The sequence below is a fragment of the Streptomyces sp. NPDC042364 genome, assembly GCF_056437585.1.
This window is the reverse complement of the sequence record NZ_JBWKAJ010000007.1, coordinates 155,607-176,902: the sequence shown is the minus strand read 5'-3', so window position 1 is coordinate 176,902 and position 21,296 is coordinate 155,607. Positions and strand designations below refer to the sequence as shown.

At 72.5% G+C, this 21,296-nt stretch carries 16 protein-coding genes; 5 read left to right on the top strand and 11 right to left on the bottom strand.

Translation table 11 applies throughout. From position 1 onward, the window contains the following. Nucleotides 1-302: 302 nt before the first annotated feature. Both AC067N_RS16820 and AC067N_RS16815 read left to right on the top strand, forming a co-directional pair. Nucleotides 303-3,524, top strand: coding sequence for a cytochrome P450 (locus AC067N_RS16820; protein ID WP_478679639.1), 3,222 nt, complete (start codon nt 303-305; stop codon nt 3,522-3,524). Nucleotides 3,525-3,733: 209 nt separating this feature from the next. Further along, complete coding sequence (locus AC067N_RS16815; RefSeq protein WP_478679638.1) at nt 3,734-4,930, top strand: MFS transporter; 1,197 nt, start codon at nt 3,734-3,736, stop codon at nt 4,928-4,930. 56 nt (nt 4,931-4,986) lie between these two features. Here AC067N_RS16815 and AC067N_RS16810 read toward each other — a convergent pair whose 3' ends face one another. The 5 genes from AC067N_RS16810 to AC067N_RS16790 all read right to left on the bottom strand — a co-directional run bounded on the left by AC067N_RS16810 (nt 4,987) and on the right by AC067N_RS16790 (nt 10,047). Continuing rightward, entirely contained in the window at nt 4,987-5,610 is a 624-nt protein-coding gene (locus AC067N_RS16810) for a TetR/AcrR family transcriptional regulator (RefSeq protein ID WP_478679637.1), read from the bottom strand. A 318-nt stretch (nt 5,611-5,928) separates the two neighbouring features. Further along, complete coding sequence (locus AC067N_RS16805) at nt 5,929-6,951, bottom strand: LacI family DNA-binding transcriptional regulator (protein ID WP_478679636.1); 1,023 nt, start codon at nt 6,949-6,951, stop codon at nt 5,929-5,931. Nucleotides 6,952-7,028: 77 nt separating this feature from the next. After that, nucleotides 7,029-7,865: an ATP-binding cassette domain-containing protein gene (locus AC067N_RS16800; protein WP_055712371.1), complete on the bottom strand. Its 837-nt coding sequence runs from the start codon at nt 7,863-7,865 to the stop codon at nt 7,029-7,031. Next, nucleotides 7,862-8,857 (bottom strand): ABC transporter permease, encoded by a 996-nt coding sequence (locus tag AC067N_RS16795; RefSeq protein ID WP_478679635.1) that lies wholly within the window; start codon nt 8,855-8,857, stop codon nt 7,862-7,864. Before AC067N_RS16795 ends, AC067N_RS16800 begins: the two co-directional genes overlap by 4 nt. Nucleotides 8,858-9,027: 170 nt before the next feature. Beyond that, nucleotides 9,028-10,047 (bottom strand): substrate-binding domain-containing protein, encoded by a 1,020-nt coding sequence (locus AC067N_RS16790; RefSeq protein ID WP_478679634.1) that lies wholly within the window; start codon nt 10,045-10,047, stop codon nt 9,028-9,030. A gap of 260 nt (nt 10,048-10,307) precedes the next feature. Between AC067N_RS16790 and AC067N_RS16785 the strand changes: the two genes are divergently transcribed. Then, nucleotides 10,308-11,270, top strand: coding sequence for a carbohydrate kinase family protein (locus AC067N_RS16785; protein WP_478679633.1), 963 nt, complete (start codon nt 10,308-10,310; stop codon nt 11,268-11,270). Between the two features lie 304 nt (nt 11,271-11,574). Further along, nucleotides 11,575-11,868, top strand: coding sequence for a putative quinol monooxygenase (locus tag AC067N_RS16780; protein ID WP_478679632.1), 294 nt, complete (start codon nt 11,575-11,577; stop codon nt 11,866-11,868). An 85-nt stretch (nt 11,869-11,953) separates the two neighbouring features. On the opposite strand, the gene AC067N_RS16775 is transcribed toward AC067N_RS16780, so the two are convergent. Continuing rightward, nucleotides 11,954-13,294: a jacalin-like lectin gene (locus AC067N_RS16775; protein WP_478679631.1), complete on the bottom strand. Its 1,341-nt coding sequence runs from the start codon at nt 13,292-13,294 to the stop codon at nt 11,954-11,956. Between the two features lie 265 nt (nt 13,295-13,559). Between AC067N_RS16775 and AC067N_RS16770 the strand changes: the two genes are divergently transcribed. Then, nucleotides 13,560-14,060, top strand: coding sequence for a GNAT family N-acetyltransferase (locus tag AC067N_RS16770; RefSeq protein WP_478679630.1), 501 nt, complete (start codon nt 13,560-13,562; stop codon nt 14,058-14,060). Between the two features lie 261 nt (nt 14,061-14,321). Here the strand turns inward: AC067N_RS16770 and AC067N_RS16765 are convergent, their stop codons facing one another. The 5 genes from AC067N_RS16765 to AC067N_RS16745 form a co-directional block, all read right to left on the bottom strand. Continuing rightward, nucleotides 14,322-14,858 carry a hypothetical protein gene (locus tag AC067N_RS16765; protein WP_478679629.1) on the bottom strand — a complete coding sequence of 179 codons (537 nt, stop codon included), beginning with the start codon at nt 14,856-14,858 and terminating at the stop codon, nt 14,322-14,324. Next, nucleotides 14,842-15,342, bottom strand: coding sequence for an RNA polymerase sigma factor (locus AC067N_RS16760; protein ID WP_478679628.1), 501 nt, complete (start codon nt 15,340-15,342; stop codon nt 14,842-14,844). The genes AC067N_RS16765 and AC067N_RS16760 overlap by 17 nt, the downstream gene beginning before the upstream one ends. An 86-nt stretch (nt 15,343-15,428) precedes the next feature. Next, nucleotides 15,429-16,193 (bottom strand): class F sortase, encoded by a 765-nt coding sequence (locus AC067N_RS16755; protein ID WP_478679627.1) that lies wholly within the window; start codon nt 16,191-16,193, stop codon nt 15,429-15,431. Further along, the gene (locus AC067N_RS16750) at nt 16,190-16,576 is read right to left on the bottom strand and encodes a sortase-dependent protein (protein WP_478679626.1); all 387 of its coding nucleotides are present in this window, start codon (nt 16,574-16,576) and stop codon (nt 16,190-16,192) included. Before AC067N_RS16750 ends, AC067N_RS16755 begins: the two co-directional genes overlap by 4 nt. A gap of 581 nt (nt 16,577-17,157) precedes the next feature. Next, entirely contained in the window at nt 17,158-21,279 is a 4,122-nt protein-coding gene (locus AC067N_RS16745) for a molybdopterin-dependent oxidoreductase (RefSeq protein ID WP_478679625.1), read from the bottom strand. Nucleotides 21,280-21,296: the final 17 nt, after the last annotated feature.

Below are 21,296 nucleotides of genomic sequence, written 5' to 3'. Positions count from 1 at the left end.
AGGCCTGACGGCGGGTGCCTGCGGATCGAAACGGCCCGGCGAATGCCCCGGGAGCCCCTCCGGCGACGGCGAGTCGCGGGAGGGGCTTCGCGCGCTCTCCGGCGGGTCGGTGGGCGGAGAGCCATCTCCCCGGGGGTTTCGGGCCCACCGCGTCGCCCCCTTGGGGTGCCTGGCGTTCAGACGCCGCGATGCTCCAATCGCTCGACTGTGTCAGGCGCCACAATCAGGCGACATTGTCGAGTGACAATGTCGCCTGTATGGTTCTGGTCAGCGACAGCCTGTGCGGAACGAAAGGCAAGCTCATGACCCACGAGACCCTGCGCGGAACCGAGCCGATTCCTCAGCGCCCCGCCCTGCCCCTGGTAGGTCACGCGTTCGACATCCCCAGCGGGGCCGACGGCCTGCTCTATGTGATGAAGGAGGCCAAGGAGCTGGGGCCGCTGTTCAAGCTCCGTGTCTTCGGCAACGAGATCAACTTCGCCTCCGGTCTCGACCTGGTCACCGAGCTGGCGGACGAGAGCCGGTTCCGCAAGAACGTCCACCCCGACCTGGTCATCCTCCGGGGCATCGGCGGCGACGGGCTGTTCACCGCGTACAACGACGAGCCCAACTGGCGGAAGGCGCACGACGTCCTGATGCCCGCCTTCTCACTCGGCGCGATGCGCGGCTACCACGCGACGATGCTCCGGGTCGCCCGGGAGCTGATCGGGAAGTGGGACCTGGCGGCGGGTTCGGAGCCGGTGGACGTGGCCGACGACATGACGCGGCTGACGCTGGACACGATCGGCCTGTGCGGTTTCGGCTACGACTTCGAGTCGTTCGACCGCGACGAGCCGCACCCCTTCGTCACCGCCCTGTCCAGGGCGCTCGCCTTCGCCCAGGACAAGGGGGAGTCGATCCCGGGCGCGGAGTTGTTCAAGTGGAAGCAGGCCGAGCAGTTCCGCGAGGACGTGGCCCTGATGGAGGGCCTCGTCGACGACGTGATCCGGCAGCGCCGCGCGTCCGGGGACCGGAGCACCGACGACCTGCTCGGGCGGATGCTGCACACCACTGACGCGGTGACGGGCGAGCCGTTGGACGACGTCAACATCCGCTACCAGGCGATCACGTTCCTCATCGCCGGCCATGAGACCACCAGCGGTGCCCTGTCGTTCGCCCTCTACTACCTGACCAAGCACCCCGAGATCCTCGCCCGCGCCCAGGCCGAGGTCGACGCCCTGTGGGGCGACTCGGACACCCCCGAACCCGACTACGGGGACATCGGGAAGCTGACGTACATCCGCCAGGTGCTCAACGAGAGCCTGCGGTTGTGGCCGACGGCGCCCGCCTTCGCGGTGGAGCCGCTGGAGGACACGGTCATCGGCGGGAAGTACGCCGTGCGCAAGGGCGAGTCGATCCAGATCCTCATCCCGCAGCTGCACCGCGACCCCGCCTGGGGCGAGAACGTCGAGTTGTTCGACCCCGACCGGTTCCTGCCCGAGCGGGAGGAGCAGCGGCCGGTCCACCTGTTCAAGCCGTTCGGCAGCGGCGAACGCGCCTGCATCGGGCGCCAGTTCGCGCTGCACGAGGCGACGCTGGTCCTCGCGCTGGTGATCCACCGCTACCGCCTGATCGACCACACCAACTACGAGCTGAAGATCAAGCAGTCCCTCACGCTCAAGCCCGACGAGTTCACGCTGAACCTGGCCCGGCGCACCAGCGGTGAACGGCGCCTGCCCGCCGCCGCTGCCCTCGCCGCGGACAGCGCTCCCGCCGGCCAGGACCGCCCCGCCGTCCGGCGTGCGGCCGGGACCGCGCTGCGGCTCCTGCACGGCTCCAACCTCGGCACCTGCGTGGGCATCGCCCGCGACCTGGCCGACGACGGCGGCGAGCGCGGCTTCACTCCCTCCGTGGCTCCCCTCAACGACGCCGTGGGCGAACTCTCCGCGGATGCCGGACCGGTCGTGATCGTCGCCGCCTCCTACAACGGCAGGCCCACCGACGACGCCACGGAGTTCGTCACCTGGCTGGAAGGGCTGGAGCCCGGCGCGCTCGACGGCCTCCGGTACGCCGTACTCGGCGTCGGCGACCGCAACTGGGCCGCCACCTACCAGCGCGTCCCGGCCCTGATCGACGAGCGGCTGGCCGCCGCGGGCGCCACACCGCTGCTGGAGCGCGGCGCCGCCGACGCCGCCGGCGACTTCGCCGGCACGGTGGACCGCTGGACCGGCGATCTGTGGACCACCCTGCTGGAGCGGTACGGGACGGCCGGGGAGGCGACCGCCGCCGAGCCGGAGGGCGACCGGGAAACGGGCCTGTACGTACTGGAGGACGCGACCGACTCGGTCATCGGCGGGCTCGCCGCACGGCACGGGGTCCAGCCGATGGAGGTGCTCGACGCCGGCGAACTGGTCGACATGGACCACGGACTGGGCCGCTCCAAGCGCTTCCTGAAGCTGCGGCTGCCGGACGGCGTCACCTACCGCACCGGGGACCACATCGCCGTCCTCCCGAGCAACCCGGCCGACCTCGTCCGGCGCGTGGCCGACCGTTTCTCCCTCGACCTGGACCGCACCGTCCGTCTCCAGGCCCGCCGCCGCAGCCGGGGCGCCCTGCCGGTCGACCGCCCCCTGACCCTGCGCCGCCTGCTCACCGACTTCGTCGAACTCCAGGACCCCGCCACCCGGGAGCAGGTCGCCGTGCTCGCCGAACACACCGCCTGCCCGCCCGAGAAGCGCCCCCTGGCCGAACTCGCCGCGGCGGACGCGGAGACGTTCCGCGAGCAGGTGACCGCCCCCGGACGCAGCCTCCTCGACCTGCTGGAGCGTTACCGGGCCTGCGAGCTGCCGTTCGAGCTCTTCCTGGAGCTGCTGCCGGTGCTGCGCCCGCGCCACTACTCGATCTCCTCGTCCGCGGTGGCGGCACCCGGTGAGGTCGACCTGATGGTGTCGCTGCTCGCCGCACCCCACCGCTGCGGTGAGGGCACCTTCCGCGGCATCGGCTCGCACTACCTGCAGACCGTGAACGCGGGCGACACCGTCCAGGCACGGGTGCTGCCCTGCAGTGACGCCTTCCGCCTGCCCGAGGACGACTCCGTGCCGGTGATCCTGGTCAGCGCGGGCACCGGTCTGGCCCCGTTCCGCGGGGCGGTGCTGGACCGCCACCACACGAAGTCGACCGGCACCCTGCTGTGCTACTTCGGCTGCGACCACCCCGACGTCGACTACCTCCACCGCGAGGAGTTCGAGGCGGCCGAGGCCGCCGGAGCCGTCAGCATGCGGCCCACCTTCTCCTGCGCCCCCGAGGACGGGGCCCGCTTCGTCCAGGACCGCATCGCCAGGGAGAGCGACGAGGTCTGGGCGGTGCTGGAGGGGGGCGGACGCGTCTACATCTGCGGGGACGGACGCCGGATGGCCCCCGCCGTGCGGGAGGCGTTCAAGGCGGTCTACCGCACGCGCACCGGCACCGGGGACGACGAGGCGAGCGCCTGGCTGAACGCCCTGATCGAGTCCGGCACCTACGTCGAGGACGTCTGGGCCGGCTGACCACCCGCGGCGCGGTGACCGGCGCCCGCCGGCACTCCGCACCGCCCCACAGACCGACAGGGCCACGGACACCCCCCACATCCGTGGCCCTGTCTCCTTCGGAACGTGTCCCGCCCCTCCTGAACTCGTGAGGTTCTCATGCCCGTCGCACACCCGGCTCCCCGCCGACGACCGCTGACCACCCCCAACTGCCCACAGAGGAGCGGTCGGTGAACGCACGAACGGGCTCCGCGGTCACTTTCGGGGTGGCGGTCGCCCTCATCGCCGGAGTGACCCTGGGCAACGGCGGAGCGAACGTGATGCCAGTCTTCGTCGACGACTTCGCGACGCGCTTCGCACTGTCGGACTTCGCCGCGGGGCTCGTGGCGGCGACCCAGCTGATGGCGACCGCCGTCGTCACCATGCTGCTGGCCAAGCGGGCGGCGCGGCCGGGGCGGGTGCGGATGGCCCGACTGGGGCTGGCCGTCTCGGGCGCCGGCTTCCTGGGCGCGGCGGCCGTCAATGACCCGGTGAGCCTGGTCCTGGCCAACCTGGTCCTCGGCGCGGGGCTCGGCGCGGTCTACGCGGCGGCCACGGCCGCGCTCGCCGCCACCGACGACGCCGACAAGGCCTCCGCGGTCACCGTCTGCGGTGTGGTCGGCGTGACAGCGCTGCTGATCATGGGCGTCCCCGCGGCCAACCACGACCTGGGGGAGGGCACCGGCTTCCTGCTCATGGCGCTGTGCTGTCCGGTCGCCTGGCTACTGCTGCGCCGCCTTCCCGACGGCCACGCCGGTCCCGCGGCAACGGATTCCGGGCCCGCCGGTACGCGAGGGGTGGCCTCCACGAGACCGTCGTTCGTGCTGCTCGCCGGCACCGGGCTGCTGTGGGCCGTCACCCAGGGCGCGTGGTCGTACGCCTCGGTCCTGGGGCGCCAGCACACCGGGATGTCGCACTCCGCCGTGTCGGCCGTCCTCGCCGTCTCCAGCGTCGCGGCACTCGTCGGCGCCGCGGTGGGACCCGTCGCCGCACGGCGCTTCGGACGTATGCGGTCGATGGCCGCCTTCGTCATGGCGCAGGCCCTCGCGATGGCGGCGCTGATCTTCACCCGCGACCCCGTGTTCTTCACCGTCGCGGCCGTCCTCTGGCAGGCCTGCCAACTGGCCGTCCTGGTGCAGATGCTCGCCGCCGCCGCGCTCATCGACCCGACCGGCCGCCTGGTCGCCTCCCTCAGCGGTGCGGGAGCGCTGGGCACCGGCGTCGGACCGTTGGCCGTCGGTGCCGTCCTGGACGGTGCCGGGGCCGGGGTGCTGAGCCTCGTCCTGGCGGCCGGCACCGCCCTCGCCTCGCTGCCCCTGCTGAGGATGACGGTGGCCGGCGGTCAGGCCACCCGCGAACCGTGGCCCGGACGCGTCCCGACGGCCTGAGGACGCGGTCTCGTCCGCGCGGGCGGGTCGCCCGGGCGACGAAGGTGCTCAGCTCGTCAGCTCGTCGGCAGGGGCACAAGGTCCATCCGGCCTCCCGCGAGGGCGACGACGGCGGAGACCAGGGCCTGCAGACAGGTGAGTTCGGCCGCCTCGTCGGGCAGCGAGAGGCGCTGCGACGAGAGGCCGTCGAAGCCGGCCAGGAAGAACCGCGCGAGGGTCTCGGCAGGCTGGGCCAGCCGGTACCCGGTGCGCTCGGCCGCCTCGGTCACCAGCTTCGTCGTCACGGCCGTCACCTCACGGTAGTGGTTCTCGAGGGCCTCCTGCAGTCGTGGTGTCCGGAGCGCGAACATGGACAGTTCCGTGAGGAGCTGATGGGTGGTCGGCTGCTCGCGCACGGTCTGCCACAGGGCCGCGGCGAGTGCCGCGACCGTCTCCTCGAAGCCGGCGTCCGCGGGCGCCGCCCGTTCCACCTGTGCGATCAGAGCGTGGGTGAGCTGCTCCATGACGGCCCGGTACAGGTCTTCCTTGGTGCCGAAGGTGTAGTGCACCGTCGCCTGGGCCACGCCCAGCTCGGCCGCGATGGCACGGGTGCTTCCGGCAGCCACACCCTCCCTCGTCATGAGGTCGATGGCGGCCTTGATCAGCTGGGGGCGGCGCTCCGCCGCGGAAACGTGAGCCATGAAGGCATCATATCGACTTGGTCCAGGACCGACTTAGTCCGACGAACAAGTCGTTCGATCACGTCAGGGGCGGGAGACGCCGTCGCCCCCCGCGAAAGGGTCCCTCTCACCTGCCGTCCGCGGGTGGGAGGGACCTTGCACGGACCTTGCACGGACCTTGCACGACACTCCCAGGAGCCTCGCGGCAGTCGGGATCACCGCACCGGCCGTCGCCCCCGCGACAACGCGGAGACCGGGTGACGCCGCGGGACGCCGGCGGACTGACCGTCGGTCAGGTCTCCACGCGGCTCGGCGACCGTCCGCGCGCTGCACCCGCGCCTACGGCTTCGGAGCGGGCTGTTCGCCGGAACCCCGGATGACCAGTCGGGTGGGGACGGTGATCGTCCGGGCCCGGCCGCGGTCCCCGTCGAGGCGGGCCAGGGCGGTCGTCGCGGCCGCCCGGCCGAGTTCCTCCGCGTCCTGCGCGACGACGGTCAGGGCCGGCTCCAGCGCCTCGGCGAGCGCCACGTCGTCGAAGGCGACCACGGCGACCTCCTTGCGCTTGCTGCGGGCCAGTTCGGCCACTATGCCCAGCGCCATGATGTTGTTGCCGGCGAACAGGGCGGTCGGGGGATCGGCCAGAGCGAGGAGTCGGGCGGTCGCGGCCTCGGCGCCCCGCTGGTCGTGGGCGTTGGCGACGAGGGCGCGGTCGTAGGGGATGTCGGCCTCCGACAGCGCCGAGCGGTAGCCCGCCTGGCGCTCACGGCGGGTGTACAGCTTCGGGGGCAGGTCGCCGACGAAGCCGATCCTGCGGTGTCCGTGGGCGATGAGGTGCGCGACGCCCTCCTGCGCCCCGGCCCGGTTGGAGCTGACGATGCTGTCCGTGACCAGGCCGACTCCGGGCCGGTCGAGGAAGACCACGGGCAGTCCCGCCGTGCGGTGGGACTTGAGGTGGGAGTGGTCGGCCCCGACGGACGGGACGACGATCAGGATGCTGACCCGGCGGGCCAGGAACTTGTCCGTCAGGGCGCGTTCGCGCTCGGGGTCGTCCGCGGAGGACCCCATGAGCAGGGTCAGTCCGCGTTCTCCGACGGTGTCCTCGATGGCTCGGGCCACCGCCCCGAAGAAGGGGTTGGCCAGGTCGGGGATGACCAGTCCGATGGTGGTGTCCGGGCCGCCGACGCGGATGTTGCGGGCCATGAGGTTCGGCTGGAAGCCGAGCTTCGCCACCGCGGCCAGTACCTGTTCCCTGGTCCGCGCGGAGACGGGGCCGTCCTCGTTGAGGACCCGGGAGACCGTCTTGGCGCTGACCCCTACCTCTCGGGCGACATCGGCCAGGGTGGGGCGGCGGTTCGCTGCCATGGAGGAAACCGTCTCCTGAAGGGCTCTCCTCTCCGGCCGCGGCCTTCGGCCGGAGACGGGAGAGCGGGGTTGAGCTGTCAAGTGGCCCGGACACCGGCGGCCTTCGCGGCCTCCGAATCCGCAACGACAGTATCTCCGGCCGCGTCGACGGTGAGTGCGCCGGTCATGATGGCGACGACCTCGGCCATGGAGTAGTCGGACGGCTTGATCACGGCGGCCCGCCGGCCCAGCCGGTGGACGTGGATGCGGTCGGCGATCTCGAAGACATGGGGCATGTTGTGGCTGATGAGGACCACCGGCATGCCCTTGTCGCGGACCCGGCGGATCAGATCGAGGACCTGGCCCGACTCCTTGACGCCGAGGGCGGCGGTGGGTTCGTCCATGACGACCACCGAGCGGGCCCAGGCCACGGCGCGGGCGACCGCGACCGCCTGGCGCTGTCCGCCGGACAGGGTCTCCACCGACTGGGTGAGCGAGCGCAGACCGATCTTGAGGTCGGCCATGTGCTCGGCGGCCTCCTGCCGCATGCGCTTCTTGTCGAGCATGCGGAAGGCGGTGCCGAGGACACCGGGGCGGCGCAGCTCACGGCCGAGGAACATGTTCGAGGCGATGTCCATCGACGCGGCGACCGCGAGGTCCTGGTAGACCGTCTCGATGCCGTGGGCGCGCGCGCTCTGCGGCCCGGAGAAGGTGATGGGCTCGCCGTTCAGCCGTATCTCGCCCGCGTCCGGGACCACGGCGCCGGTCAGGGCCTTGATGAGGCTGGTCTTGCCGGCTCCGTTGTCGCCGATGACGGCGAGGACCTCACCGGGCAGCAGATCGAAGTCGGCGCCGTCGATGGCGGTGACGTGTCCGTACCGCTTGACGAGGCCGCGGGCCTGCAGCACGGGCGTGGGGGCGGGGGTCGCGGTCATCGTGCCTTCTTCCGGGAGATCTGGTCGACGGTCACCGCGAGGATCACCAGGACGCCCGTGATCAGGGTCTGGTAGATCGAGGCGACGCCCATCAGCTGGAGCCCGTTGCGGAACACACCGACGATGAGGACGCCGATGAAGGTGCCGAGGACCGAACCGCGGCCGCCGAAGAGGCTGGTGCCGCCGAGGACCACGGCGGTGATGCTGTCGAGGTTGTCGGTCTGCCCGGCCTGCGGATCGCCCACACCGGTGCGGGAGATGAGCAGCAGCGCGGCGACGCCGTACAGCAGACCGGCCACCGTGTAGACGCCGACGGTGAGCCGGGAGGTGCGGATGCCGTTCAGCCGCGCGGCCTCGGCGCTGTTGCCCAGGGCGTAGACGTGCCGGCCCCAGCCGGTGCTGCTGAGCGCGTAGGCGAAGAGGAGGAACAATCCGATGGTGACCAGCGAACCGTAGGTGATGTCCGTGTTGCCCAGCGGGAAGGTCTCCCCGAGGGCGGTCAGCGGGCCGGGCAGGTTGCTGACCGTCTGCTCCTCGGAGTAGATGTGCGTCAGCGCGAACGCCACGTTCAGCATGCCGAGGGTGACGATGAACGGCGGCAGCGGGATCTTCTGCACCAGCAGGCCGTTGAGCAGCCCGAAACCACCGCAGACGACCAGACCCAGCGCGATCGCGACCAGCGGCGGGACGGAGCCCTCGGCCGCCATCTTGGCGATCACGATGCTGCCGAACGCCATCACCGCCCCGCACGACAGGTCGATCCCGGCCGTGAGGATGATCAGGGTCTGCCCGATGGCGAGGGTGCCCACGACCATGACCTGCTGCACGATCAGCGAGAAGTTGCCGCCGGTGAGGAACTGGTCGGTGGAGAACGAGAAGAAGGCGCAGGCCAGGAGGAGGGCGGCCAACGGGCCGGTGGTCGGTGCCGTGAGCAGTCTGCGGACCGTGGTCGGCGCTTTGAGCTCCGAGTACGGCGATGTCGTCGCTGTCATGCGAAGTCCTTGTCGGAAGACAGATGTCCTGGTCGGAGGACGTGGCGTCCTGGTCGGAGGACGAAGGGAGCTCCCGCCACCGGGGCGCGGGGGCGGCCGTCCCCGGTCAGGGAGGGGGCGGCCGCCCCGCTGAGGTCGGTGCCGGGGTCGTACGGTCCCGGGGGTGGGGCTCAGCCCCAGCAGTTCTCCAGGCCGTAGGCGGTGTCCTTCGACGTGACCCCGTCCTGCGCCTTGTCGGTGATCAGCGTGACGCCGGTGTCGGTGTAACCGGACGCCTTCTTGCCGTCCTTGGCGAACGTCACGACGGCCTTCACGCCCTCGGCGGCCATCTTCAGCGGGTACTGCTGCGACGTGGCGGCGATCTTGCCGTCCTTGACGGCCTGGGTGCCGGTGCAGCCGCCGTCGACGGAGACGATCAGCACGTCCTTCTCCCGGCCCTTGGCCTTCAGGGCGGTGTAGGCGCCGAGGGCCGCCGGCTCGTTGATGGTGTAGACGACGTTGATGTCGGGGGCCTTCTGCAGGCAGTTCTCCATCGCGGTCTGGCCCTTGGCCTGGTCGCCGCCGGTGTCCTGGGCGCAGACGACGTCCTTGTCCGAGGCGCCGAAGCCCTTCAGGAAGCCGTCGTGCCGCTGGACGCCGACCGAGACGCCGGGCGCCAGGTCGAGGGTGGCTATCTTCGCCGTCTTGCCCTTCATCGCGACCTTGGCGTACTCGCCGATCAGCTCACCGGCCTTGAGGTTGTCGGTGGCGAAGAGGGCGTCGACCGCGCTCTCCGGGTCGGTCGGGGTGTCCAGCGCGATGACCAGGACGCCCTTGGCGCGGGCCTTCTCGATCGCGGGAACGATCGCCTTGGAGTCGCTCGGGGTGATCAGGATGCCCTTCACGCCGGCGGCGACCATGTTCTCCAGAGCGGTGACCTGCCCGGCGTTGTCCCCGTCGAACTTGCCGGCCGCGGTGGACAGTTCGGCGCCGTTCTCCTTGGCGGCCTTCTCCGCGCCCTCCTTCATCTTCACGAAGAACGGGTTGGTGTCGGTCTTGGTGATCAGGCCGACCTTGACGGTGCCGGAGCCGGAACCGGAGGAGGAGTCCGAACCGGAGCCGGACCCGCAGGCCGTCAGGGTGAGGGCCGCGACGCCCGTGACCGCGGCCGCTCTGAGGAGGGAGGAGGACAGACGAGTGGTGCGAGACATGATCGACTCCTGTGGGATAGCGAGCGGCACGGGGCTGGGATCGGAGCATGCCGCCCGGGGTGTCATCGTTGACTTATGTCATCGTTGACACTGCATGGCGAGGATGATGGACTCCGGATCCGGGCAACGTCAATGCCTTCCACCCGTCACAAATCGGCAACGTACGCAGTCGTCAGCTCCGTGCGGCCGGTGAGCCCCCCGTCGTCGCGCCGGCCCCTTCGCCCGGCCCTTCCGAGCCTTCTTTCGAGAGAGAGCAGCCCATGAGTCCGAGTCGGATCACTGTTCTGGGAGAGTGCGTCGCGGACGCCTTCACCGAGCCGGCCCACGCCTCCAACGAACTCGCCCTGCGGGTGCTGCCCGGCGGCGGACCTGCGAACACGGCGGTGGCCCTGGCCCGGCTCGGTACTCCGGCCCGCTTCCTCGCCCGTCTGTCGGGTGACGTGTTCGGCCGTCTGTTCCGGACTCACCTGGAGGCGTCGGGCGTCGACCTGTCGTACGCCGTCGCCGCCGCGGAACCCAGCACGCTGGCGGTGGCCGAACTGGACGCCACCGGGCAGGCCGCCTTCTCCTTCCACGCCCAGAACACCGCCGACTGGCAGTGGACTTCCGAGGAACTGGCCCGGGTGGACCTGTCCGGGACGGCCTGTGTGCACACCGGATCGCTGGCGCTGGTCCGTGAGCCCGGCGGTGCGGTGGTGGAGCGGTTCCTGGAGTCGGCGGCCGCGCGTGCCACCGTCAGCATCGATCCCAACGTCCGGCCGCTGCTGGTGCGCCCCGAGGTCTACCGAGCCCGGCTGGCGCACTGGTGCGCTCTCGCCGACATCCTGCGTCTGAGCTCGGACGACCTGGACCTTCTCCTGCCGGGCACCTCGCCCGAGCAGGCGTGCGACACCTGGCACGCCGCGGGGGCGCGGCTCGTCGTGATCACCCTCGGCGCCGGCGGCGCCCTGGCGTCGCTCGACGGTGAACGGCTGCGGGTGCCCGCGGTGGCCACGGAGGTCGTCGACACGGTCGGCGCGGGGGACTCCTTCACGGCCGGCCTGCTCCACCACCTCGGCACCCTCGGACTCCTGGGCGGCCGACTGGACGGCCTCGGTGTCGAGGAGGTCGCGGATGCGTGCCGGTTCGGTGCCCGGGTGGCGGCCCTGACCTGCTCGGTCGCGGGCCCGAATCCGCCGTGGCAGGAGCAGTTGGCGCAGCCGGCGCCCGCCGGGGGTGCCTGAGCGGCGGGCGGGCGCGCGGGGGATTCCCCGCCGACCGTTGACGTGCCGACCGGATGCAGCTCATCATCGGGCCACTCGATGTCATCGATGACATGGGTCGGCGATGACGCACGGCCGGGGCGGCCGCCCCGGCCGAGGCGGTGATGACTGCCCCTGCCCCTGCCCCTGCGCCTGCCCGGGCCCGACGACGGGCTCGTGTCGTGTGCGGACCGCGCCCGGGAGCGTGGTTCCGGCCGCCGGTCCGGGCCGCGGGCGGGACCCGCGCGCAGGACACCCACCACTGAACCGACAAGGACCCGAAACCGTGAAGAAGACCCTGCTCGCCGAGTTCACCGCCCGTGAAGGGGCGCGGGACGAGGTGGCCCGCCTGATCGGGGAGTACGCCCTGAAGGTGCGCGAGGAGGAAGGCAACCTCGCCTTCGACGTCTACACCAGGTCGGCCGAGCCGCGCGCCTTCTGGATCTTCGAGGTGTACCGGGACGAGGACGCCTTCCAGGCTCATCTGAACGCCCCGTACGGCGGCCCGTTCAACGCCGCGCTCGCGCCGCTGATCGAGGAGGACGCCTCCGTGCTGACGTTCCTCGATCCACTGGCGTGACCGGGCCGAGCACTGCGGGGCGAGGTGTGTCCCGGGCGGGTGGGGCCGACCCGCCCGGGGAGGCGTGCGCTGCCGGGCGGCCGGGTCAGCGCCGGGTGTAGATGAAGCCGATCTTGTCCACCTCGACGCCCGCACGGCCGTGGAAGCCGGCGATCTGCCAGCCCGACGGTGCCGTGCGCGTCACACACGTCGAGGTGGTGGTGCCACCGGCCAGGGTGCGGCCCTGATTGGTGGTGAACTCGGCGGAGAAGATCCGGGTGCGGCCGTCCTTCTGGCCCTGGCAGAGGGTGGCCGCGGTGAGGTACTCGCCGCTGCCCAGGGTGAGGGAGGACGCGGTGCCCCCGGTGCCGCCGTGGGTGAGCGTGGTGCCGTTCGCGAGGGTGAGGCTCAACTGGTCGACGCGGGTACCGGCCCGCAGCGCGACGGTGGTGGCCCGGGCCGCGGCCGGCACGCCGGTGATGTCGTTGAAGTAGTCGCCGTGCGGCCCGCCGAACTGGTCGCTGAGCTGGAAGGCGGTGTTGCGCGACCAGGAGAAGTCCACCGTGAGCGGGTCGTGGTCGGAGAGCATCAGACCACCGTCGGTGAGGAACTCGGCGTGCTCGTTGTCGTAGCGCGTCGCGTTCAGCGAGACGAGCTTGCTGCCCCGGTAGAGGATCTTGTCGACGACCTCGCAGGTGTTGGGCACGGTCGTCCCCGTCTGGTCGCAGACCAGTGCGTCGCTGCCCTTCGCGGGGGCCACGCCGCCGCGGATCAGCTGGACCCAGGCGTCGGTGAGGCCGTTGGCGGCGGCGAACTCGGCGATGGTGTCGCCGGAGCGGGTGTACCGGGTGTTGGTGTCGCCCATCACGACGACCGCGTTGCCCGCGGAGTGGGTGGCGATGAAGTCGGTGAGCTGGCTGAGGTTGGCCCTGCGGGCGGCGAGGTCGTCGTCGTTGGTGCCCGCGTTCGTGTGCACGTTGTAGAAGTCGACGTAGACGCCCTCGGCGAGGCGCTCGCGCATGAAGGTGAAGCCCTTGGGGGTCAGGCAGTCCCCCGAACCGTAGGTGCAGTTGTTCCAGCGCACACGCTCGAAGTCGTCCTCGTCGTAGGGGAGTTTCGAAAGCGTGTTGAGACCGCTGCCGATGCCGGCGCCGCCGCTGGTGGGGGTGCGGTAGGGGTGCGCGGTGTCGGCGGCGTAGAGGAGGGCGTGGTAGTTGAAGTCCTCCTGGGCGTGCACGACGTCGTACGGCGCGATCCGCCGGCCGATCGTCGTGGTGCTGGACTCGCGGGGCGTCGGCGCGCTGGATATCGCCTCGGGGAGGCCCGCGACGTTGTAGCTGAGGACGTTGAAGGTGCCGGAGTCGGCGGCCGCGGCGGAGGGGGCGGCCGCCGTGAGCCCGCCGAGGACGGCGGCTGCCGTCGTCAGACAGGCGAGGAGTCTGCGCATGGGGAGTCTCTCCTGGACTGGATCGTTGGGGGGCGGAGGTTGGGGGTTGGGGGTTGGGCTGGCTCGTTGGAGGTTGGTGCTGGGCTGGGGAAACCGGGCCGGGGTGGGGCGGGTACTGCCGGGGGAAAGCGGTTGCATGTTGATCGTGGCTGAAGTTACCCCCGGTTACCCCTGCTGTGTCGAGAGTTCGGGCGGCATTCAAAGGGAGTTGCCGGCTCGTACACCCGGGCTCGGCGGCTCACGCGGGGCGTGTGATGCTGGCGGCATGACTGAGCAGCCCGAGCTCGTGGTGGTCCGCCGGCCGGGGCGGGACCCCGGCGACGAGGACGGGCTCGCCCGCTTGTTGGCGGACTACCATCTGCGCACCGAGGCGGAGAAGGGCCGGGCCGTCACCGGCGTGGACGGGCTGCCCGACCGTTACCGGGCGGAGATCACGGATCCGCTGACCGCCTTCGCCACCGATGTCGTCCTGCTCGCGTCGAGCGGGCGGGCCGCGGTGGGCTGCCTCGTGGGGACCGCTCCCGTCGACGGGCGGTCCGAGATCAAGCGGCTCTGGACGGACCCCGCCCACCGCGGCCGAGGCGTCGCGTCCCGCCTGATCGGCGCCGCGCTGGCGCATGCCGCGGAGAACGGGGTGGCCACCCTGCGGCTGTCGGTGTGGCGGTGGCGCACCGGAGCCATCGCCCTCTACGAACGGCTCGGCTTCACCGTCACCGAGTCGTGGGACGCACGGGACCAACTGGTCTGCATGCAGCGGGAGGTGTGAGCCCCGGGACGGCGGCGGCTGCCCTGGTGGCCCCGGTGTCCCTGGCCGGTCCCGGCGTCGCCGCACGCCCGCACCGGGCGGTCATCGCCGAGCCCGGCCCATGGACGGACCCAACGGGCTGCGGACCGGACGGGCTGCCCCCTGCGCGCGGACCGCACAGGCCGTCCCTTCTGCGCGCGGGCCGTACAGGCCGTCCCTTCTGCGCACGGGCCGTACAGGCCGTTCCTTCTGCGTGCGGGCCGACGCCGGGCCGGCCCGGGATCACCCCGCCCCGGAGGTCGGTGATCCCGGGCCGGCCTGCCTCGCTCCCGCACCGCTCCGCTCGGCCGACGGGGCGGCGGACGGGGTCGGCGTCGCCGACGGTGCCCCGGCCGGGGCGGACGAACCGGCCGTCACGGGCGCGTCGGTGGCGGGGGCCTCGGTCGGGGTGGGCGAACCGGGCGTCGTGGAAGGGGCGGTGGAGGGGACCTCGCGGGGACCTGGTGTCGCGGGTGAGGGTGACGCCGAGCGGGACGGAGGGTGAGAGGAACTGCTCGCCGGCGGCGGAGCGAGAGGCGGCGAGGGGGGTGTGCGCGTCTCGGACGTGGAGAACAGTGTCGGTACGGCGACGAGGGCGGTCACCGCGCAGGTGACGGCGGTTCCGGCGGCGGCACGCAGCAGGCGGCGGCGCGCCGCGGTGCGGCGGATCGCCTCGTAGCGGCCGGGCGGCGGACCGAGATGCTGGGCGGGCGGGCGCAGGACGACGGTGAGCGGGTCGTCCGGCTCGGACTCCGGGCCGTCGTCAGCGGGTGTGATCAAGGCTTCTCCTCAGATGGGCGCGGAGCAGTTCGCGGGCCGCGTGGAGGTCGGCCTTGACGGTTCCTTCCTTGCGTCCGGTCAGTGCGGACACCTCCCGGATCGGCATGTCAGCGTAGTAGTGCAGCAGGATCGGAACGCGCAGTCGCTCCGGCAGCGACTGCACCAGCAGCCGCACCGAGGGGTCGGCCTGCTCGCTCTGATCGCCCTGCGGGCGCACCGCCGCCTCGGCGGTGGCCCGGTGCATCGCCCGGCGTTCCCGTTCGAGCTTGCGCCAGTGGTCCCGTACCAGGTTGGCCGCGGTGACGTAGAGGAAGCCGTGGGGTTCGGCCACGGAGGTCCAGCGGGCCCAGAGCCGGGTGAACGCCTCCGACGCGATCTCATGGGCCGTCTCGTCGTCGTCGACCAGCCTGCGGCACCAGCCGGCCAGGCGGGGGTAGAGGGCGGCGAACAGTTCGGACGCGGCCTTCTCGCGGGACCGTTTCAACGCTCTCCAGGGTCGGGGGGCCGCCGTGCCGTACGGGCGGAGGTCGGGGTGGTCGTGCGGGTGTGCGGCAGGGGAGGGACGATGGGTCACGGGGCCGGCTCGCCCGTACGGCCGGTGGCGCTCAGCGAAGCGAAGACGATCACGTTGTCCCGGTACTCCTCGCCGGTGCGGGGGCCGCCGCAGGTGATGAGACGGAGTTCGGGTCGGTCGACGTTCCCGTACACCTCCCGCGCCGGGAAGTCGGCCTTGGCGACGGTCCGTACCCGGTCGACGGTGAACTCCGCCGTCGAGCCGTCCGCCCGTCGAGCCGTGATCCGCGCGCCCCGCCGCAGTCGCGCGAGACGGAGGAAGACACCGTCGCCGTAGGGCCCGACCGTGACATGGCCCAGGATCACCGAGGGGCCGGTCTGGCCCGGCGTCGGTGAGTGCCGGTACCACCCCGCCCGGTCGTGCGCCGTCACCGGCGGCACCTCCACGCTCCCGTCCGCCGCCAGCCCCAGCCCCATGACCGGCGTGTCCACCCCGATGGCCGGGATCAGCAGCCTGACCGGCGCCGAACGCCCCAACGGACGTGGTGACCCGCCCGGGGAAGGCGGCCGCCGGGACGCGTCCGGCGCCGGCGGAGACGGAGCCGGGTCCGCCGGCGGAGCGGCCTCGTCCCGGCCCCCGGCCCCGCCGCTCCCCTGGCACCCGACGAGCAGCGAGGCCGCCGCGACGGCGACGAGGGAGCGCCGGGAGAGCGCCGCGGCGGGGGGACGCCGGGACGGAGTCGCGGGGGTGGCCCGCCGGGAGAGCGCCGCGGCGGGGGTGTCCGCGGCGCGTCCGGTGGGCGGCGGGGCGGGCGGTGTCATACCTCGTCGGCCCGGCGGCGCCGGACGAGGACGATCGCGCCGACGCCGCCCACGAGGGCCGCCGCGGCGCCCGAGCCGACGAGCACGGCCCCGGTCGAGGAGCCGCCCGACCCCGGTGCCTCCCCGGTGTCGGGCGCTCCGCTCGGCACCACGGAGACCTGGCTGGGGACCGGTGACGGGTCGGTGCCGTCCGTGTCCTCCGCGGGCGCGGGGGTGGCAGATTCCTCGGCGGGCCCGGCGGTGGACGGCACCGGGGTGGGCGTCGTCGAGGTCGCCGTCCGCGGCGCGGCGGACGGGGCGGTGTCGTCGGCGAACGCGGGCACCGCACCCGCCAGGACGGCGGTGCAGGCCAGGGCCGCGGCACTGAGGACGGTACGGCGCATGAGTCGCTCTCTCTCGTCGGGCCGCCCCGGCCGGTGGCCCGGCTGGGGCGGCGTTGCGTATCGAGCGGAGAGACGAGACAGCGGGGGACCCCGTTGTAAAGAGATGGCAAAGCCGTGGTCGGTCGTCGTCGCCGGACGGCGGTGGGCTCAGACGAGGAACTGCGGCTCGCCAGACGAAAAACTGCGGCTCCACCGCCACCGCGGCGTCCACCACCCCGCACCACTCGGCGAGGGCGGGCGCGACACCGCCCCCGGCATCGCCGCCTCGGCGCTCACCGACGACGACTGGTCCCTCCGCGACCGCGAGCCTCAGGTCCCGCGCGCCGCTCGCACCGGAGCCTCGGTCGCCGAGATCGCCACCGAGGTGCATCTGGCCCCCGGGCACCCTCCGCGACCACCTCTCCGCCGCGACGCTCAGGCTGGGCGCCCCCGCCCTTCCCCATGCTCGGCTTCGCTCGCGCGGGTGGACCCCACCGCGGCCACCCACCACGCGGGGCAGCAGGGCTGGATCCCACCCAGGGCCAGGGCCGGATCCGATCCGGCGCCAGGGCCGGATCCGATCCCGGGCCCGGCGAGTCCCGTCAGTACACGTCCCGCACGTACCGCTTCTCGTTCGCCAGCTGCTTGACGTACGCGGCGGCCTCCGCCTCGCTCAGTCCGCCGTGGGCGACCGCGATGTCCCGCAGCGCCCGGTCGACGTCCTTCGCCATCCGGGAGGCGTCACCGCAGACGTAGAAGCGGGCGCCGTCCTGCAACCAGTGCCACAGCTCCGGGCCGTGCTCGCGCATCCGGTCCTGGACGTACACCTTCGCCCGCTGGTCCCGTGAGAAGGCGGTGTCCAGCCGGTCCAGCACCCCGGCCCGCCGGAGTTCCGTCAGCTCGTCCTCGTAGTAGAAGTCCGTGGCCCGGTGCTGCTCGCCGAAGAACAGCCAGTTGGGGGCCCGGTGTCCGAGGGCCTGCCGCTCCTGGAGGAAGCCGATGAAGGGGGCGACACCGGTGCCGGGGCCGACCATGACCATCGGGGTCGCGGCGTCGGCCGGCGGCCGGAAGTGCGGCGACCGCTGCACGAACACCGGCACCTCCATGCCCGCCTCGCCGTCCGCCAGGAACGGCGAGCAGACCCCGCCGCGCGGCTGCCCCCGCAGGTTCTCGTACCGCACCACCGACACCGTCAGCGACACCTCGTGCGGGTCGACGAGCGGGCTCGACGAGATGGAGTACAGGCGGGGCTGGAGCCGCCTGAACACCCCGGCCCACTCGTGCGCGGAGGCCCGCACCGCGAACTCGGCGACCACGTCGACGGCCTGCCTGCCCCATGACCACTGGGCGAGCCCGTCCTTGTTGTCGGGCCGCATCAGCTTCTTCAACTCCCGGTTGTCCCGCGTGCGTTCGGAGACGAAGCGGAGCAGGTCCGGGGTGATCCGGGTGATGTCGAGATGCCGGTGCAGCGCCTCGGCGAACGGCACCTCGCCGACACCGCCGACCTCGACGGGGGCGGAGCCGTCCAGCCCGGTCACCGCCAGCCACTCGTCGACCAGGCCGGGCGAGTTGACCGGCCGCACCCCGAGCGCGTCACCGGCCTCGTACGACAACCCCGTCCCCTTGGTGTCGAAGGTGAACCGGCGTACTTCCTTCGCCGCCCCCGGCAGGCTGAGCAGCCGGTTGCCGACCAGCCGGGCGTGGGCGGGCGCGGGCCTGGCGGACCGGGCGGCGCCGGGCACCGTGACGGGCGCGGTCTGCGGGCTCGCCTCCGTGAGCCCCCGCGGAGCCGCGGTCCCGGTCCCGGTGCCGAGGGCGGTGAGCACCTGGCCGAGCCAGGCATCCGCCGACGGCTCGTAGTCCGGCTCGCAGTCCGTGCGGGGCGCGAGCCGTACCGCGCCCAGTTCGTCGAGCCGGGCGTCCAGCCGCCTGCCGTGCCCGCAGAAGTCGTCGTACGACGAGTCCCCGAACGCCAGCACCGCGTACCGCACACCGTCCAGTCGCGGCGCCTCCCGGTGTGCGAGCGCCTCCCAGAACCCGGAGCCGTTGTCGGGTGCGTCCCCGTCGCCGAAGGTACTCGTGATGAGCAGCAGGTCTGCGTCGCGCGGCAGTTCACCCGGGGCGGCCTCGTCCATGCCGATCAGTGTCGCCCGGTGCCCCGCCGCGCCAAGATGCTCGGCGGCGGCCACCGCGAACTCCTCCGCGGTGCCGGTCTGCGAGGCCCACAGCACCACGACGTCCCGCCCCGCCGTCCCGGCCGAGGGGGCGGCAACCGGCTCGGCCGACCGCGAGTACATCCCGGCCAGCACCCCGTTCACCCACAGCGCGTGCTCGGGGCTGAACGGCGCGTCCGGCGGCAGCACGGGCACCCCGGCGACCCCGGACCCGAGCCCGGCGAGGAAGCCGGTGAGGTACTGACGCTCCTGCGCGGAGAGGACGGGCGGGGGAGCGGGTTCGAGACCGAAGGGGTCGGCGCCGGGAGCGACCGTGGCCGGGACGAGCGTCTCGACCGGCCGGGCGTCGACTGCCCGCGCCCTGGCCGGCTCGGCGGCGACCGGCACCGGCGCGGGCGCCGCCACCTTCGTCAGGCTTACCGCGCACACCTTCAACTCGGGCTGGAAGGACAGCGGGTCCACGGCGTCGCTGGTCACCGCGTTGATGCTCAGGTACTCCCCGAACAGGTCGTTCCAGTGGAACGGCGCGAACAGGCACCCGGGCCGCACCCGGTCCGTCACGACGGCCGGCAGCACGGCCCGCCCCCGCCGCGAGGCGACCTCGACGGAGTCGCCGTCGGCGATTCCCAGCCCTTGCGCGTCCTCGGGATGCACCTCGACGAACGGCCCGGGGTTCAGCTTGTTGAGCTTGGCGACCTTCCCCGTCTTCGTCAGCGTGTGCCACTGGTGCTGCAACCGCCCGGTGTTGAGCACGAACGGGAAGTCGTCGTCCGGCAGTTCGGCGGGCGCCATGTGCGGCCGCGCGTGGAACACGGCCCGCCCGCTCGCGGTGGGGAACGTGAGCCCCCCGTCCGCGTCCGCGTACCGGATCGGGTTCCGCGCGGGACCGGTCTCCTCCGCGGCCGGCCACTGCACCGTCGTGGACCGCAGCCGCTCGTATGTCACGCCGCGCAGATCCCAGCCGGTCTTCGGGTTCCACGCCCGCTTGATCTCCTCGAAGACCTGCTCGGCGCTGTCGTAGGAGAAGCCCTGCCCGAAGCCCATCTCCCGCGCGACGGCGGCGATGATCCGCCAGTCGGCCATCGCCTCGCCCGGCGGGTCGGCGGCGGCGGAGGCCAGCGTCAGATTCCGCTCGCTGTTGACGAGGACGCCCTCGGACTCGGTCCACAGGGCGCCGGGCAGCACGATGTCGGCGTACGCGTTGGTCTCGGTGTCGGCGAAGACGTCCTGTGTGACGACGAACTCGGCGGCCTCCAACCCCTCGATGACGGTCTTCCGGTTGGCCACGGACGCCACGGGGTTGGTGCAGATGATCCAGCAGGCCTTGATCTCGCCGTCGGCCATCCTCCGGAACATCTCCACGGTGCCCTTGCCGGTCCCGTCCGCGCGCAGTGTCTCCGGCGCCAGCCCCCACAGCTCCTCGACGAACGCCCGCTCCTCGGCCACGAGCACCGATCTCTGCCCCGGCAGCCCCGGCCCCATGTACCCCATCTCGCGTCCGCCCATGGCGTTGGGTTGCCCGGTCAGCGAGAAGGGCCCGCTGCCCGGCCGGCAGATGGCGCCGGTCGCCAGGTGGAGATTGACGAGGGCGTTGGTGTTCCAGGTGCCGTGCGTGGACTGGTTCAGCCCCATGGTCCAGCAGCTCGTCCACTCGCCCGCCTCGCCGATGAGCCGCGCGGCCTCCCGTATGTCGTCCGCCGCGAGCCCGGTGACGGCGGCGACGGCGTCCGGCGCGTAGTCGGCGAGGAAAGCGGGCATCGCCTCCCAGCCCTCGGTGTGCGCGGCGATGAACTCCGGATCGGTGTGCCCGTTCTCGTTCAGCAGATGCAGCAGCCCGTTGAGCAGCGCGAGGTCCGTGCCCGGACGTATCTGCAGGAAGAGATCGGCCTTCTCGGCGGTCGCCGTCCGCCGCGGATCGACCACGATCAGCTTCGCTCCCGCCTTGACCCGGTCCATCATCCGCAGGAAGAGGATGGGGTGGCAGTCGGCCATGTTCGAGCCGATCACCAGGAAGACATCGGCCCTGTCGAGATCCTCGTAGGAGCCGGGCGGCCCGTCGGCGCCCAGCGACAGCTTGTAGCCGGTGCCGGCGCTCGCCATGCACAGCCGGGAGTTCGACTCGATCTGGTTGGTGCGGATGAAGCCCTTGGCCAGCTTGTTCGCCAGGTACTGCGCCTCCAGGCTCATCTGGCCGGAGACATAGACCGCGAACGCGTCGGGCCCGTGCTCGTCGATGATCGCGCGCAGCCGCCGGGCCGTCTCGGTGATGGCGTCCGCGACCGGCGCGGGCACCGGCTCGTCGCCCCGGTCGTCCCGCACAAGGGCCGTGGTGAGCCGACCGGGCGCGGCCAGCATGTCGGCGGTCGTCGCGCCCTTGGTGCACAGCCGGCCGAAGTTCGCCGGGTGGGACTTGTCGCCGGTCGCCTTCAGGACCGTACGCCGCCCGTCGGGACCCGTCCCGACGTCCAGCAGCATGCCGCAGCCGACACCGCAGTACGAGCACACGGTCCGCACCTGGGTGGTGGTGCTCTGCGGGCCCTGTGCGGCCACGGGCGGCCCCTCTCTGT

Excerpts from the sequence above, each read along its gene's own strand:
- AC067N_RS16820 (WP_478679639.1), top strand. The coding sequence starts at position 303 with ATGACCCACGAGACCCTGCGCGGAACCGAGCCGATTCCTCAGCGCCCC.
- AC067N_RS16810 (WP_478679637.1), bottom strand. The coding sequence starts at position 5,610 with ATGGCTCACGTTTCCGCGGCGGAGCGCCGCCCCCAGCTGATCAAGGCC.
- AC067N_RS16805 (WP_478679636.1), bottom strand. The coding sequence starts at position 6,951 with ATGGCAGCGAACCGCCGCCCCACCCTGGCCGATGTCGCCCGAGAGGTA.
- AC067N_RS16800 (WP_055712371.1), bottom strand. The coding sequence starts at position 7,865 with ATGACCGCGACCCCCGCCCCCACGCCCGTGCTGCAGGCCCGCGGCCTC.
- AC067N_RS16795 (WP_478679635.1), bottom strand. The coding sequence starts at position 8,857 with ATGACAGCGACGACATCGCCGTACTCGGAGCTCAAAGCGCCGACCACG.
- AC067N_RS16790 (WP_478679634.1), bottom strand. The coding sequence starts at position 10,047 with ATGTCTCGCACCACTCGTCTGTCCTCCTCCCTCCTCAGAGCGGCCGCG.
- AC067N_RS16785 (WP_478679633.1), top strand. The coding sequence starts at position 10,308 with ATGAGTCCGAGTCGGATCACTGTTCTGGGAGAGTGCGTCGCGGACGCC.
- AC067N_RS16775 (WP_478679631.1), bottom strand. The coding sequence starts at position 13,294 with ATGCGCAGACTCCTCGCCTGTCTGACGACGGCAGCCGCCGTCCTCGGC.
- AC067N_RS16770 (WP_478679630.1), top strand. The coding sequence starts at position 13,560 with ATGACTGAGCAGCCCGAGCTCGTGGTGGTCCGCCGGCCGGGGCGGGAC.
- AC067N_RS16755 (WP_478679627.1), bottom strand. The coding sequence starts at position 16,193 with ATGACACCGCCCGCCCCGCCGCCCACCGGACGCGCCGCGGACACCCCC.
- AC067N_RS16750 (WP_478679626.1), bottom strand. The coding sequence starts at position 16,576 with ATGCGCCGTACCGTCCTCAGTGCCGCGGCCCTGGCCTGCACCGCCGTC.